At 36.0% G+C, this 15,246-nt stretch carries 15 protein-coding genes; 8 read left to right on the forward strand and 7 right to left on the reverse strand.

The window, feature by feature from the left end:
* The first annotated feature begins 43 nt into the window (after positions 1 to 43).
* The 4 genes from QFZ28_RS00895 (at position 44) to QFZ28_RS00910 (ending at position 3,764) form a co-directional block, all read left to right on the forward strand.
* A complete protein-coding gene (locus tag QFZ28_RS00895; protein WP_307192980.1) occupies positions 44 to 499 on the forward strand; it encodes a Panacea domain-containing protein in 456 nt (151 codons plus the stop codon).
* A complete protein-coding gene (locus tag QFZ28_RS00900) occupies positions 483 to 2,423 on the forward strand; it encodes a hypothetical protein (RefSeq protein ID WP_307192981.1) in 1,941 nt (646 codons plus the stop codon). Before QFZ28_RS00895 ends, QFZ28_RS00900 begins: the two co-directional genes overlap by 17 nt.
* Before the next feature lie 126 nt (positions 2,424 to 2,549).
* Positions 2,550 to 3,350 carry a restriction endonuclease gene (locus QFZ28_RS00905; protein ID WP_307192982.1) on the forward strand — a complete coding sequence of 267 codons (801 nt, stop codon included), beginning with the start codon at positions 2,550 to 2,552 and terminating at the stop codon, positions 3,348 to 3,350.
* Positions 3,351 to 3,434: 84 nt separating this feature from the next.
* Positions 3,435 to 3,764: a hypothetical protein gene (locus tag QFZ28_RS00910; protein WP_307192983.1), complete on the forward strand. Its 330-nt coding sequence runs from the start codon at positions 3,435 to 3,437 to the stop codon at positions 3,762 to 3,764.
* A 373-nt stretch (positions 3,765 to 4,137) separates the two neighbouring features.
* Here the strand turns inward: QFZ28_RS00910 and QFZ28_RS00915 are convergent, their stop codons facing one another.
* From QFZ28_RS00915 to groES, 4 genes are all read right to left on the reverse strand, one after another.
* Positions 4,138 to 4,836 carry a hypothetical protein gene (locus tag QFZ28_RS00915; RefSeq protein WP_307192984.1) on the reverse strand — a complete coding sequence of 233 codons (699 nt, stop codon included), beginning with the start codon at positions 4,834 to 4,836 and terminating at the stop codon, positions 4,138 to 4,140.
* A 185-nt stretch (positions 4,837 to 5,021) separates the two neighbouring features.
* A complete protein-coding gene (locus QFZ28_RS00920; protein WP_307192985.1) occupies positions 5,022 to 5,933 on the reverse strand; it encodes a tyrosine-type recombinase/integrase in 912 nt (303 codons plus the stop codon).
* A 135-nt stretch (positions 5,934 to 6,068) separates the two neighbouring features.
* Entirely contained in the window at positions 6,069 to 7,700 is a 1,632-nt protein-coding gene (gene groL / locus QFZ28_RS00925; protein WP_307192986.1) for a chaperonin GroEL, read from the reverse strand.
* Positions 7,701 to 7,751: 51 nt separating this feature from the next.
* On the reverse strand, positions 7,752 to 8,039 hold the full coding sequence (groES, locus tag QFZ28_RS00930; RefSeq protein WP_307192987.1) for a co-chaperone GroES: 288 nt from the start codon (positions 8,037 to 8,039) through the stop codon (positions 7,752 to 7,754).
* A gap of 283 nt (positions 8,040 to 8,322) precedes the next feature.
* Here groES and QFZ28_RS00935 point away from each other — a divergent pair, with 283 nt between their 5' ends.
* Together QFZ28_RS00935 and QFZ28_RS00940 are read left to right on the forward strand one after the other, a co-directional pair.
* Positions 8,323 to 9,045, forward strand: coding sequence for a CPBP family intramembrane glutamic endopeptidase (locus QFZ28_RS00935; RefSeq protein WP_307192988.1), 723 nt, complete (start codon positions 8,323 to 8,325; stop codon positions 9,043 to 9,045).
* Positions 9,042 to 9,242, forward strand: coding sequence for a YdiK family protein (locus QFZ28_RS00940; protein WP_307192989.1), 201 nt, complete (start codon positions 9,042 to 9,044; stop codon positions 9,240 to 9,242). Before QFZ28_RS00935 ends, QFZ28_RS00940 begins: the two co-directional genes overlap by 4 nt.
* A gap of 50 nt (positions 9,243 to 9,292) precedes the next feature.
* On the opposite strand, the gene QFZ28_RS00945 is transcribed toward QFZ28_RS00940, so the two are convergent.
* The gene (locus QFZ28_RS00945; RefSeq protein WP_307192990.1) at positions 9,293 to 9,946 is read right to left on the reverse strand and encodes a redox-sensing transcriptional repressor Rex; all 654 of its coding nucleotides are present in this window, start codon (positions 9,944 to 9,946) and stop codon (positions 9,293 to 9,295) included.
* Positions 9,947 to 9,977: 31 nt separating this feature from the next.
* Positions 9,978 to 10,475 (reverse strand): cyclic pyranopterin monophosphate synthase MoaC, encoded by a 498-nt coding sequence (gene moaC, locus QFZ28_RS00950; RefSeq protein WP_307192991.1) that lies wholly within the window; start codon positions 10,473 to 10,475, stop codon positions 9,978 to 9,980.
* 189 nt (positions 10,476 to 10,664) lie between these two features.
* On the opposite strand from moaC, the gene QFZ28_RS00955 reads away from it, so the two are divergent.
* The gene (locus QFZ28_RS00955) at positions 10,665 to 12,584 is read left to right on the forward strand and encodes an ABC-F family ATP-binding cassette domain-containing protein (protein WP_307192992.1); all 1,920 of its coding nucleotides are present in this window, start codon (positions 10,665 to 10,667) and stop codon (positions 12,582 to 12,584) included.
* 39 nt (positions 12,585 to 12,623) lie between these two features.
* Here QFZ28_RS00955 and QFZ28_RS00960 read toward each other — a convergent pair whose 3' ends face one another.
* Positions 12,624 to 13,079 carry a Gmad2 immunoglobulin-like domain-containing protein gene (locus tag QFZ28_RS00960; RefSeq protein WP_307192993.1) on the reverse strand — a complete coding sequence of 152 codons (456 nt, stop codon included), beginning with the start codon at positions 13,077 to 13,079 and terminating at the stop codon, positions 12,624 to 12,626.
* A 606-nt stretch (positions 13,080 to 13,685) separates the two neighbouring features.
* Between QFZ28_RS00960 and QFZ28_RS00965 the strand changes: the two genes are divergently transcribed.
* The gene (locus QFZ28_RS00965; protein WP_307192994.1) at positions 13,686 to 14,855 is read left to right on the forward strand and encodes an IS256 family transposase; all 1,170 of its coding nucleotides are present in this window, start codon (positions 13,686 to 13,688) and stop codon (positions 14,853 to 14,855) included.
* The last annotated feature ends 391 nt before the right edge of the window (positions 14,856 to 15,246 follow it).

Below are 15,246 nucleotides of genomic sequence, written 5' to 3' on the forward strand. Positions count from 1 at the left end.
GGGGTAACTATAAGTTGTCCAAAAAAATAGGAGGTGTATTATTATGGCTAGAGCATTAGATGTGGCTCGGTACATGATTCACCTTAATAATCGTGTAAATGCGCCACAAACAAGTCTGACTAATTTGAAAATTCAGAAATTATTGTACTATGCATTCGGTATGCACAGGGTTATGACAAATGGTGAAAACCTATTTAATGAAAATGTGTCTGCTTGGAAATACGGTCCAGTAATTAAAGAAGTTTATGACGCTTTTAAAAAGTATGGCTATTCCGACATTGAAGATGATTACTGGTACGAAGATTTTAATCTAACGCCAAGAGAAATAAATACTATCGAGAATACATGGGATCAATTAGGACAATTACCAGCAAATGTTTTAGTGGAAATGACACATAGAGAAACTCCATGGATAGAAGCATGGAACAATTACAATAAAGAAATTAACCCTAATATTATAGAGGAGTATTTCCGACAAAATTATGTGGCAGCAGTTTAAAAAATCATTATTAATCATTAAAATTAAAACTAACTGGCACTTTCTGTTGAGTAGGGCTAAGTTCCGGAAAGCATTTATTCCAGCTATCTGTGGACTTGTGGCCCTCTTTTATTTAATAACGGGTTTACTCCCTGAATTCTCAAATTCAACCAAAATTCCAACTTTAATTACTTCCTTTGTATTTCGATATATTCTCTTTTTGATTCCCGCTTCTGTTACACTTTATGTTTTTACATATAGAGAACGAAAGGAAGCCTTTTACAATAGCACTAAAAGCAATCATGTTACAGACCTTTTTTATCGTCAATTAAGTATTTCGCTTCTGAGTTTATTTTTAATTATCTTATATGTTTTTTCTCCATTAAACAGCAATAACCATGGATTGTTTATTATTATACTTTCATTTATTGCTTTGTTTTTAGTGACCTATTATGGAGTAGTGCTCTTTTCATCAATTAATTTTACTTCATTTATGTCTAGACTTAATGGAATGAGTAAAAAGAAAACTCAACTTTTAATTGATTCTTTAAATATAGCATATCCAGAAAGACAGCATACACTTTACACAGAATATAAAGAAGAAGAAATATTTATAGATGAGCATGTAAAAGAAGGCTACTATTATAAGTCCTACATAAAGGTAGACCCATCTGATTTTATTGAAGAATTATGTACAATTATTGAATCTGAGTACCAACTGTTACATTCAAATCTAAAAAAATCAAGTCAAACTTCTATATCTGATTCTTATAACTTAATTCATAAGAATGCAGATGATATTTTTCAAAACATTATTAATTTTAGTTCCAATGATAAGACCAATGAATTAGTTGGTTTAATTATGAACTCAGAAAAAGGATTCAAATTAATAGTTTATTTGTACCAAACATTGATTTTTCGAATCAAGGAATTAATTAATGAAAGTAATAAAGAATCATTTACTAAATTAAACAAGGAATTTATTCAATCATTGTTTAATTTTACACCTACATATCTCATTGCTGATAGTAAGGAAAATTTCAAACCAAATGTGAATGAAAAACTCGAAGAATATGAAGAACAACTGATGAATATATTTTTCGGTGCAATATTTGACCTGTTTATTTCATCAATAAAAAATGATAACTTGGAATTTTCATATATTTTAGAGGAATATTATAATGTAGTAAAATCAAAAATTGATATTGAAGTTGCCACAGGAGAAGATTCAATAGAAAAATTCACAAAGAAATTACATGATTTAGAGATTTCTTTGGCAGCTTGGGCTACGACTCATGATGAGCTTAAGGTATTGACGGAAACAATTATTGTAATTCTTCGAAACACCAATAACAAAAAGAATGAACCAAAAGATGAACGAGTAAATACACAAGCCAAAATCGGAAAAGTAGATTTCACTACTGCTATTAGTAATCTATCAGAAAAAAATCAATCTAAAGCAAATAAACACAAGGAATCTTACCTCAGAAACCTGTTATACCTTATGATTAAAGGACATGAGCTGGGTTATTATGAAATTGTAGGATATTTAGTGAAAGTTACATGTAGTAATTTTAATAGTAAGGATATTTTAGATCAGTTGGGAGAAATCTATAAAACTGATATGTTAAAGACTAGAGAAAATATGGAAAAAATTACAAAAGACCATGGCTTTTATCATTATATACTACATGAATTTTCATTTGAACATTGCTTTAAAAAAACCTTTACTCTTATCAAAATCCACTTAGAAGATGAGGATACCAGAGGTGTATTTACACAGAATGACAATGTCTTTAGAAATGATAAAGAACTAACTTACTTTGAAGGGAAAGTATTAGCAGCTGGAAAAGATTACGGAATGTTATCAGTTAACAGACTTGTTGATATTAGAAAGGCTGAGGCTTCCAAAGAGAAAGATCCTGTAGGTGCAGATAGTAATTAAAATCCCCTTATTGGGGATTTTTTTTATGTGTTAAAAATTAATCTAGCTATGGTATCCTGGTTATAATGGAAATGATTACACAATATTTTTCGATTACAAATAAAATAAGTCGAAAGGATGTTGTTTATGCCATTACCGAGATACGATGAAATCCATTTGCCACTACTAAAGTTAATACATAATAAACGTATTAATACATTGAAAGATGCTGTTGAAATTTTGGCTCAAGAATTTGGTTTAACACATGAAGATTTAAATCAAAGAGTCCGAACAGGCAGGCTAAAGTTTTATTCCCAAGTTAGCTTTTCTAAAATGTTATTAGTAAGAGCTGGACTAGTATTCAAGGAATTCATTCCTTTAAGAACAACTGATAAGGCTAGACAAGTATTAAAACATAACTCTAAAAAGATAACCAAACGATATTTGGACGATTTAGCGACGGTTAAGGAAAATATGAAAATCGAAAAAGAGCAGGAGATCGCTAAGAAAGCCCGCTTAGACAGCTATGATGAATATTTACAGAAATTAAAAAGCCTTTCACCTAGTAGTTTTGAACAAATTACAGGACTAGTGTTGTCGAAGGGCTATAATTTAGACTATATGAAAAGAGTTGAAATAACGCCTCCAACCAATGATTTTGGCATTGATGGTATCCTCCATCTTAGCGACAAAGAGAAAGTTTATTTTCAATCCAAACGCTTTAATAAGGGCAGTATAGGAGTTCCGTCAATACAACAATTTGTAGGTGCTTTGGAAGGTATCTATGGAACAAGAGGATATTTTGTTACAACAAGTAAATTTGCAAAAAAGGCTTATAAATATGTCGACAGCCTAAAAGAGAAAGAAATCACATTAATTGACGGCCACACGTTAGTTGAACTTATCTATAAATATAAGCTCGAAAATGAAATTATACAGATAAAATAAAAATTGTTCATTAATTTGTCAATTTGGGACAAGGGAAAGTTTGCCACGCATGAAGAATCCTTTCATTAAGAGAGGAGATGTTATATGGCAAAATTAATTACTGTTAGTAATGCACAAAAAGAAATTAAAAGGTTGCAACACTATGTGGATCTGGTTGAATCATATGAAGCAGATACTCTTGAAAAATGGATAATAAAAGAATATGCGTTTACTAATAGCCTTGTAGAAGTGGCTAAAAGAGCAAATGATAAAGGTTTTACTTTAAATGGAGAGCCAATCGACAAGACTTATGCTGTGTCGATTGTTAATGGGAAGGCACAGGATGAGTTACATAGATTATTAAGATTAGGTTATCAACAGAAAATAAAACCTAATAAGAGGTCTCAAGGACAAGTCAGCTATTATCAAAATTAAATAAAATGTTAATTTTACTGACTAGGGAGCTTAGGAACTCCCTAGCTTTTTTTATCCAAATTTATATATCAAATACAATCATTCTACAATATTAATGCAACTCTCTTAAATACATATCGGTAACCGAGGTTTAACAAAAGTTGCATTTTATATATATATCATTGACACCTTTAAATTACCGAACTGTGTAAAAACAACTTTAATCAACCTCATGATGTTAACCCCTTTTTCGTTACCACAATGCACTGGACGTGTCAGCATTGACCGATAAACAGTAAAGGCACCTACTAATCCCCTAAACATTTAATCGTCAAGGCTGACCGTCTAATTAACTGTAAAAATCACAGTTAAATTGAATATTAATATTCAAAAATTATTGATTTATCCAATCATAAAATGGCAGGTCGCCATCATATTTAAAGTCAAAATTGCCCTTTCTCAAGTCACGATGATAAACAACATTATTCAACACTCCACGTAGATACGCTATATAATTATTGATTCCTTTCTTATCCCCAATTTCATTTAATACTCGTTGAAATACTGCTTTACTAATGCCTTTTGAAGCATATTCAAGATAAATTTCATAAATGATTTTTGAATTGTCAACATCCTTGTTAACAATATTAGTATGTAAGTCTATGTTAATATTTTTACTCAATACTAAATGATTAGTAGATAAACTAGAAGTGAATTTGGCTACCTCGTAGCTTTCGTTGAAGTCTTTAACGGGCTCCGATTGTTCACCGTTTGATATACCGTTTGACATTTTTTGTGGAATGAAAGTAAATATCAGTGAAGCAAATCGCTCGTCTATGTTCCTGTTTTGTTCGATTATTAAAAGATCACTACATTGTTCTTTTATTTTCTTTAGGTTTCTACTGATGGTGGAAGCCGTAACATTACACTTTATTGCAAGTGTAGAGTTTTTCTGACTAACTACAAACGATTCTTTGACGTAAGCTTGACGAGTAATCGCCTCAATAATAGTGAACATCGTCGTTCCTTTTCTGACGTTTAAGCGGTCAAGCAGACGTTTCTGCAAATAATTGATTTCCGATTTGATTTTCATTAACATTTTTCCTCCTTTTAGTAAAGGAGCAAGCCATGCTAAAATAAACATGACAGCTCCTTCGTGAGTTGTTGGCAACCGTTTATTTCTCAAACTTTGGTCAGGGCGAGAAATAAGCGGTTTTTATTTTTATCGTAACACAGAACATATGTGCTCTAAATCTCTTTTTTTCTTAAATTTTTTCATTAAATGTCTAATGTATTTAACGGGTTGAATTTATCATTTTGCTCCCTTAACTCATTCCCCCACATTGCCACATATTTCATCGTAACTGTTATATTTTGATGTCGCATGAGTTTCTGGATAGCGAAAGCACTCATACCTGACATAGCCAGACGATGGCAAAAAGTATGCCTGAATGTATGTGCTGATACCCTAACGTCTTTGAAATTCATTTTCTTCTGTAGATACTGGAACACCAACATTAAAGCATTTTCTGTCAGTTGTTTGTTATCCCTTTTGACAAAGACATAATCGCTCATTGTTCCCCAATATTGCTTACAAAATGTTTGATAACCAGCCAGTTCCTTAGCCAGTTTGTCCGTAATTGGAATAGTTTCCTTTCTTCTGGTTTTACCGAATACTGATATAGATTTATTTACAAAGTCCACATCGCTCCATTGAAGGTTGATAATTTCTCCCCTCCTAATTCCTGTGCCTAGGATTAAAACAATAACCATGTAATCACGATAAGCAACATAAGTTTTTTCACGTTGCTTTATCCTTCTATAGAAGTTTAGCATTTGCCGTATTTGCTCATCAGTGAAAACATCAATTTTCACATCGTCCTTTTGCATTTTCACTTTGTGAGCTGGATTGTTTTTAATCACTTCACATTCCACCATGTAATTTAAAAAAGCTCTTATCCTCATCAGCTTGGTGTTAATGGTGCTGGCTTTATCTCCTTTTTCCTGGCATTTCATAAGATATTGTCGAACATGGCTATAAGAAATGTCCTCAACATTTACTACTTGGCTCTCAATGCAATACTCAATAAACTTGGCTAGTATCATTTCATAATTTTTGATATTCGTCTCGGTTGTGTTTTTGAATTTCCTATCGTCCAAAAAGTCTTGATAACCGAATTTTAACAACATAAAAAACCACTCCTCAAATTTATTGAGAAGTGGTTATTGTTATAGATATAAATTTTTTACATCACAGCTTCACAAAATGAAGTGAAAATCGGTTGAGAAATAGCTTAATTATTTCTCAAGATGAAGGCTTAAAACCTACATCATTCCGCCCATTCCACCCATTCCGCCCATGTCTGGCATTCCACCCTGACCAGCTGGTTCTGGCTTGTCAGCAACAACTGCTTCAGTTGTTAAGAACATAGCCGCTACAGATGCAGCGTTTTGAAGTGCAGAACGAGTTACTTTAGTTGGGTCAACGATACCAGCTTCGATCATGTTTACCCACTCACCTGTAGCAGCGTTGAAGCCTGTTCCAACTGCTTCGCGCTTTAAGCGGTCAACAATTACAGATCCTTCAAGACCAGCGTTGTGAGCGATTGTACGTACTGGCTCTTCGATCGCACGTAATACGATATTTACACCAGTTTGTACGTCGCCTTCTGCTTGGATTTCTGCAATCTTGTTGTATACGTTAAGAAGGGCAACACCACCACCGGAAACAATACCTTCTTCAACCGCAGCACGAGTTGCGTTTAAAGCGTCTTCGATACGTAGCTTGCGCTCTTTTAATTCTGTTTCAGTAGCAGCACCAACTTTGATTACCGCTACACCGCCAGCTAATTTCGCTAAGCGCTCTTGTAATTTTTCACGGTCAAATTCAGAAGTAGTTTCTTCTAATTGAACACGGATTTGATTAACACGAGATTGAATTGCAGCTGTATCTCCTGCACCTTCAACGATTGTAGTGTTTTCTTTTGTAACAACGATCTTAGAAGCGCGTCCTAAAGATGCGATTGTTGCAGTTTTAAGTTCACGGCCAAGCTCTTCAGTGATTACTTCACCGCCAGTTAATGCAGCGATATCTTCAAGCATTGCCTTACGACGGTCACCAAATCCAGGAGCTTTAACAGCAACTGCATTGAATGTTCCGCGAAGTTTGTTCAATACTAAAGTAGAAAGTGCTTCACCTTCGATATCTTCAGCAATTAACAATAATGGCTTGCTTTGTTGAACAACTTGCTCAAGAACAGGAAGGATTTCCTGGATGCTTGAGATCTTTTTGTCAGTGATTAAGACATATGGATTTTCTAAAACAGCTTCCATCTTGTCTGTGTTTGTTACCATGTAAGCAGAAGTATATCCGCGGTCAAACTGCATACCTTCTACAACATCTAATTCAGTTGTGAAACCTTTTGACTCTTCGATTGTGATAACGCCGTCGTTACCAACGCGCTCCATTGCTTCAGCAATTAGTTGACCTACTTCTTTATCATCAGAAGAAATAGCAGCAACTTGTGCAATAGACTCTTTGCCTTCGATAGGCTTAGAAATCGCTTTTAAGCCCTCAACTGCTACAGCAACTGCCTTTTCAATCCCTTTACGGATTCCCATTGGGTTAGCACCAGCTGTTACGTTTTTCAAACCTTCACGGATCATCGCTTGAGCAAGAACAGTTGCAGTTGTTGTACCGTCACCAGCAACATCGTTTGTTTTGCTAGCTACTTCAGCAACAAGCTTAGCACCCATATTTTCAAAAGCGTCTTCTAATTCGATTTCCTTCGCGATAGTTACACCATCATTCGTAATAAGTGGTGAACCGAATTTCTTCTCAAGAACCACGTTACGTCCTTTTGGTCCAAGAGTAACTTTTACTGTATCTGCCAATGCATCAACACCACGAAGCATTGCGCGGCGTGCATCTTCACTAAACTTAATTTCTTTAGCCATGTTCAAAAAACCTCCTCGTATTTTTTAAACTAATTAATTTTTTTAAAATCCTTATTGCCCAATTACAGCAAGGATATCGTTTTCACGTAAAATTAAATATTCAGTTCCTTCGAACTTCACTTCTGTACCAGAGTATTTTGAGAAGATAATACGATCGCCTACAGAAACTTCAAGAGCAACACGTTCGCCACTTTCAAGCACTCGGCCTGTACCTACGGCAACAACTTTTCCTTCTTGAGGCTTTTCCTTAGCTGAGTCTGGTAACACGATACCGCTTGCAGTTTTTTCTTCTGATTCGACAAGCTCAATGACAATACGATCACCTAATGGTCTTAACAAATCAAACAACCTCCTCAAATAGATATGTAATTCTGACTTATTAGCACTCTCTTAACTTGAGTGCTAACACAATTCTTATAATAATAAATGGAAAAAAATTTTGCAAGTATGAAGCTGCAATTTTTTATAATTTTTTACAACCTTACAAGTATGTGATTTACAAGCAGGAATATACATCAATTTTTAAAGATAATCTTTAAAATTGAAACAACCTTGCTATTATTAGTAGAATGGAGAATAGGGTAAAATATTTTCATTAGCTGCTTAAAGGAGATCTATGAATTTGAAAAGGGAATATTGGATTATTTTAATTGTCTATATAGCCATGCAATTATCAAGCCTAGTAGGAATTCCTGGACTGATGTTCCTATTTGGCTATTTAGGAATGGAACAAGGGCTCGTTGTCCCCTATTGGTTAATTTTCAGCTTCACCCTTGCATTAATTATTATTCTTTTCCTATTACGCACAGAAATGAAGAAACCAGGGTTGAATAAAAGAGGCAGTTCCTTTGGTTATGCTGCTTCCTGGGCCGTAATTGGTGTTTTCTTAGCCTTATTTGCCCAAGCTCTCGCTGCGAATATTGAACGGCTTATCGGGGTTGAAATGGGCTCAGAAAACACGCAGCAAATTCTCAACATTATTGAGTCCTTTCCGCTTGCGATTTTAGTCAGTTCCGTAATTGGACCAATATTAGAGGAAATTGTTTTTCGAAAAATTATTTTCGGCACTCTCCATAAACGACTTAACTTTTTCTTCTCAGCGTTAATCAGCTCTGTCATTTTTGCTTTGGCCCATATGGAGCCGCATCATATACTGCTCTATTCTGCCATGGGTTTCACTTTTGCATTTCTCTATGTAAAAACAAAACATATCCTTGTACCGATTTTTGCCCATGTTGCGATGAATACATTAGTTGTTGTCATTCAGTCCGTTTATAAAGATGAGATTGATCAAATTATTCGTGAGGCAGAAGGTATTCAAAACTTTATCGGAGGCTTTCTATGAGACGTTCACCTGTGTTTTCCGGAATCATTTATATTGTGCTTGGCTGCTTATTTACTTATTTTGCGGTTGAGGATGTCACCCAAAACGGATGGGGGTTCTTCAGCTACTTGCTCGTAATACTAGCCACCTTCGATTTCGGATCTGGTTTAAGAATGATTTTCTTTTACAATAGATATAAAGACAAAATAAAAAAGTAGGATAATGAAAAAACCTTTTCACTTTACTCGTGAAAAGGTCTTTTTTGTTTTTATTCTTCTATTTCCTCTGTAGGGTAGTGCTTCAGGAAGTAAATAAGTGATTGCAATTCGACAGCCAAGTCGATATGATGAACCCTTATGGATGTAGGAACATTTAATCTTGCTGGTGTAAAATTCAGTATCGCTTTAATATTGGAGTTAACAAGTCGATCCGTAATTACCTGAGCCACTGGAGCAGGTACCGTCAGGATGGCAACATGAATATCATCATCACTTAATACCTTCTCGAGTTCATCCATATGGTACACAGGTACATCCCGGATAGTTGTTCCCATTTTGTTCGGATCCACATCAAAAGCACATTCAATTTTTGTATTATTATTTTTTAAAAAATTATAATTTAGAAAGGCGGTTCCAAGATTACCTACCCCAATTAACGCTACTTTTGTTAATTCATCTTGATCTAGTGTTTTCCGAAAGAAGGTTAATAGGTAGTTGACATTGTAGCCATATCCCTTTTTTCCTAAGGCTCCAAAATAAGAAAAATCCCGGCGAATCGTTGCCGAATCCACCTTCACTGCTTCACTTAATTCTGCTGACGAAACCCGCTGTTTACCGGAAGAATGCAGGTTCTTTAAAAATCGATAATATAAGGGCAGCCGTTTAGCTGTCGCTTGTGGTATTTTCATTGTTTCATTACTCATATTCTCCCACCCCTCATAAATAGTTGCTTATTTATCTAACTTTTTCCGTTCGGTGGAAATCCCCATTTTTCCCGCCTGTTTTTTCAACCAGATAGGTTTTTCCAATGACCATACCTTTGTCCACTGCTTTACACATGTCATAAACAGTTAATGCACAAGTGGAAGCAGCTGTTAACGCTTCCATTTCAACACCTGTATTTCCTTTTGTTTTAACTGCAGCGGCTATATTTAATGTATAAGTAGACTCGTGTTCTTTTTCCCATGAGAAGGATATATTTACTCCCGTTAAAGGTAAAGGATGGCACATCGGGATTAAATCCCACGTTTTCTTTGCCCCCATAACCGCAGCCACTTGAGCTACTGCAAGAACATCGCCTTTTTTCATTTCATTATTTGTTATTTTTTCGTAAATTTCTTTACTAACTGTAATGCTGGAATGAGCAAGTGCCGTACGGGCCGTTTCTGGCTTATCGCTAACATCCACCATTTTCGCTCTTCCTTCTTCGTTAAAATGAGTAAATTCAGACATAAACAGTATCCTCCCACAAAAAATCATACTATATTTTTCACAATTTGTCTGTGAAACTTTGAACGAATGATGAAAAATTTACATTTATTTCTTTCGAGATATTTTCTTATTTTCTCCAACACCAAGGCACTTTATTGCCGACATTCTTGGAATAAGGTACACTTATTTTAGTAACTGAGGTGAAAATCAATGATATTATTACAAGTTAATCAACTAGCAAAATACTATGGTGCAGACCTAATTTTATCGAATATAAAACTTGAATTACAAACTCGGGACCGTGTTGCACTTGTCGGGCGAAACGGTGCAGGGAAATCGACATTATTAAAAATTATTGCTGGGCATTTGTCACATGATGGCGGAGAAATTATTAAACCAAAGGGAGTAAGCATTGGTTATTTAGCCCAGAATACCGGACTAGAATCGAATTTGTCGATATGGGATGAAATGCTAACCGTATTTGAATCACTAAGAGCTATGGAAACGTCACTTCGACAACTCGAGGTTCAAATGTCGGATCCTGAAGCAATAGACGACACTAGCAAATACGAGCGAATCCTTAAAGAATACGATCAACTGCAAGTGAAATTTAAAGAACAGGGCGGTTACCAGTATGAAGCAGATATTCGCTCCATCCTGCACGGATTAAATTTCCATGATAGTACGGTCATGATTTCTTCTTTAAGCGGCGGACAGAAAACACGCCTCGCTCTGGGGAAACTACTTTTAACGAAGCCCGATATTTTAATCCTGGACGAGCCTACAAACCATCTTGATATTGATACTCTTTCCTGGCTCGAACAGTACTTACAAGGCTACGACGGGGCAATATTAATTGTGTCCCATGATCGTTATTTTCTAGATAAAGTGGTAACGCAGGTTTATGAAGTTTCACGTAAACAAATTCAAAAATTCATCGGGAACTATAGCGCATATCTGGACCAAAAAGCGGCCAATTATGAACGCGATTTAAAGCATTATGAGAAGCAGCAGCAGGAGGTTGCTAATCTTCAAGATTTTATCCAGCGTAACCTAGCCCGTGCCTCTACGACAAAACGAGCTCAAAGCCGGCGCAAAAAGCTTGAGAAAATGGACTTGATGGACCGTCCGCTAGGGGATGAGAAGTCTGCTACCTTCTCGTTTGAAATTGAAAAACAAACCGGAAATGATGTACTCACAGTGGACTCCCTAGCAGTCGGTTATAATGGCCAAAAGGTATCTGAGAATATTAACTTGAGGGCTTATAGAGGTGAAAGCATTGCCTTAGTCGGCCCAAACGGTATTGGGAAATCTACTCTTTTAAAAACCATCATCAAAAAACTGCCGGCACTGGCTGGTAGTTTTCAATATGGTGCAAATCTAGCAATTGGGTATTATGACCAGGAACAGGCAGAGTTGACCTCGAATAAGCGCGTTCTTAATGAACTTTGGGATGATTGGCCTTTAAAAAGTGAAAAAGAAATACGGACCGTCTTAGGTAACTTCCTTTTTTCAGGAGACGATGTTTTAAAAATTGTTTCCACACTAAGCGGCGGTGAAAAAGCAAGATTGGCACTAGCCAAATTAATGCTCGAGAAGGCAAACGTTTTGATATTGGACGAGCCTACGAACCATCTGGACCTAGACAGTAAAGAAGTACTTGAAAATGCATTAGTCGACTATCCTGGAACAATTATTTTTGTCTCACACGATCGATACTTTATTAATCGAATCGCCACTAAGGTATTGGAACTTGGACGTAATGGCAGTACAGAGTATCTAGGTGACTATGACTATTATTTAGAGAAAAAGCTTGAGGAGGAGGAGCTCAAGGCTTTAGAGAGCGCAAACGTTATAAAAAAGCAGACTCCATACGAAGCTCAAGAAAAGAATTCGTATCATCAGGATAAAGAAAGTAAAAAGCTAGAACGTCAGCGGAAGAGAAAGTTAGAAGAAATCGAATTACGTATAGAAGAGTTGGAGGCACTCATCCAGGATAACGATGAAAAGTTATGTGAACCTGAAATATTTCAGGACCACGAGAAAGTGCTCGAAATCAATTTAAAAAATGAAAAGGCAAAGTCAGAGCTCGAACAATTAATGGACGAATGGGCTGAACTTGCAGAATAATAATAGGGCTTGGATAGCGATATCCAAGCCCTTTTTTTGCTATTTTAATGGAATGGTTAATATGTCAGTTTTGGATCCATCCTTTGCGGAATAAACAAATAGTTCGATCGAAACTTCTCCGTTTGTTAAGAGCTCCTTTTCGACTGTTATTTCAAAGTTTCCCCAAGCAGGGGCACCATCTGTTTGATAATGATTTTCTTGTAATATCTCCGTTCCTGAGATTACTGCATATTGAAAGACACCCTCAAAGACCCTTGCCTTTCCTCTTATCACTGCCTCACCATTCGATTTTGAAACTGTCACTTCTTTAAAGACTTCATTTTGGTACTGTTTATTGTTTTCCTGTTCTTGGTTATTTCCATTATCAATCACGTCTGGTTTTTTATCATCTGTTGATATATTTATATCTATACTACAGGCAGTTAATCCAAAGAAAAGAATGATGAAGATCCCTAATAAGTATTTTCTTTTCACCCTATCCCCACTTTCTAACATTCTTGTTTATCTACTATATTCACTTACTACCCAAGATGAGAACTCTACAAATTACCTTAAAAGTCGACAAAATTCGTGAAAAACTCTTATATTTTTATCCCAGATATTTTTTTCCACAAGTTTATGCACATATAAAAACTTTATTCTATAACCTTTTGGCTACTTTTCCACATTATCCACAGAAAAAGCCCTACTTATCCACATTGTCCACATGATATCGGTTACTTATCCACATAATTCATGCAATGCACATTTTTCTGAAAAAAGTTATCCACAAAAAAAGAATGTTTTACACTCATAAAGTGTGGAAAATCGTGCTGCGAAAATTATTGTGGACCATGTTTTTGAGAAAAACTCACTCTGTTTTAGTTAAGATGTCTTGCCCTTAATAATTAACCAGCAAGAGTAAAATAAGCGGAGATTTTCCGGTTAAATGCAGAATGGAGCTCGTTTCGGGGTAAATAAGCGGAGGTTTTCCGCTTAATCAAAGCAAAATTCCCCATTTTCGGATAAAGTCCATATAATTGTGTAAAAAGAAAGAGTCATTTTATTCACTCTTGGCAACACTGTTTTCAGCGACGATAAACAATGAAAAGAGGAAATAAAATGACTCACTTACAGTTTAACCTAGATTTAGACCTTTTAAAAGAATCCGTTATCAATTCTAATCTGGATATGGTGATTAAATCAGCCATTGTCATAGTCCTTAATGAAGTCATGGAAAATGAAAGGGACAATTACTTACGTGCGGCTGCTTATGAACGGTCTCCAGATCGCCGAGACTACCGAAACGGCTACTATGAACGTGAATTGATCCTAGGTATTGGGAAACTAAAGCTAAAGGTACCTAGGACCAGAAATGGTGAGTTTTCCACTTCTGTCTTCGAAAAGTATGCTCGCTGTGACCAAGCCCTAGTCATCTCCATGCTAGAAATGGTCATTAACGGTGTTTCAACTCGGAAAGTTACGAATATAGTTGAGCAGCTCTGTGGGGAAAGTATATCGAAATCGTTTGTATCTTCCCTTACTCAAAAGCTTGACCCCATTGTTAATGATTGGTCCAAACGCCCTTTGAATGTCATGTATTATCCTTATATTTTTGTGGATGCCATGTATATTAAGGTCAGGGAACATAACCAAGTTGTCTCAAAAGCTGTGTACATTGCGACTGCTATTACCGAGAAGAATACACGTGAAATCCTTGGGCTTAGTGTGGATCATGCAGAGGATTTCGAAAGTTGGAGTCGTTTCTTCCAACAGCTTAAATCCCGTGGGCTTCAATCTCCAAAACTGGTCATCTCAGATGCTCATCTAGGGCTACAAAAGGCAATACAGCGCGATTTTATTGGTACTACCTGGCAAAGGTGCACGGTGCATTTTAAACGCAACATAATAGGGAAACTCCCAAAGAAGGATTCCGCAGAGATACGCACAATGATTAAACGGGTCTTTGAAGCTGTTACGGTGGAGGACATCCGCAGATTTAAGAATGAATTAATGAACCAGTTTGGGGATGAGGCTAAATATGCTAAAGCCTTGGAAACTTTAGATGAAGGCTTCGAAGATGCCATTCAATACCTAAACTTTCCTGAGAAGGTGCACCCTCATATCCGAAGCACAAATTCTCTTGAACGCTTAAACCAGGAAGTCCGTAGAAGGGAGAAAGTTATTCGTATTTTCCCCAATACCCAATCTGCTTTTCGATTGGTAGGTGCTGTTCTCATGCAATACCAGGAGGACTACTCCAAGAGAAAGATAATACTTAATAACAAATAAAACTTTTATTTTCAACTCACTTCCATTATGGAATGATTACATATCCGGGAAGGGCTGTCAAAGTGAAAAGCCTTTGACAGCCCTCCCCGGATATGTAGATAAAAAACCATGGAAGTTTCGTCAAAAAAAATGAAAGGGTATGGATAGAGAATAAGCAAAGGTGAAGCTGAGAACAGTTACTTTTGAATTTACACAATAATCAGGACTTGACTCATTTTCGAATTTTTCGAGCCAATAGGCGGAATCTCTCCGTCTATTTAAGCCTTTTTTAATACTAATTACTAATTAATCGGAATTTCTCCGCCTATTTATCAAATCGGTTGCTTAACCTGTTCCCCTAACGTAGAGACCTTGATAAATAAAAAAGACGTATGCCAATTCATACGTCGAT

This window comes from Neobacillus niacini, assembly GCF_030817695.1.
In the GTDB taxonomy this organism is placed as follows: Bacteria; Bacillota; Bacilli; order Bacillales; family Cytobacillaceae; genus Neobacillus; species Neobacillus niacini_F.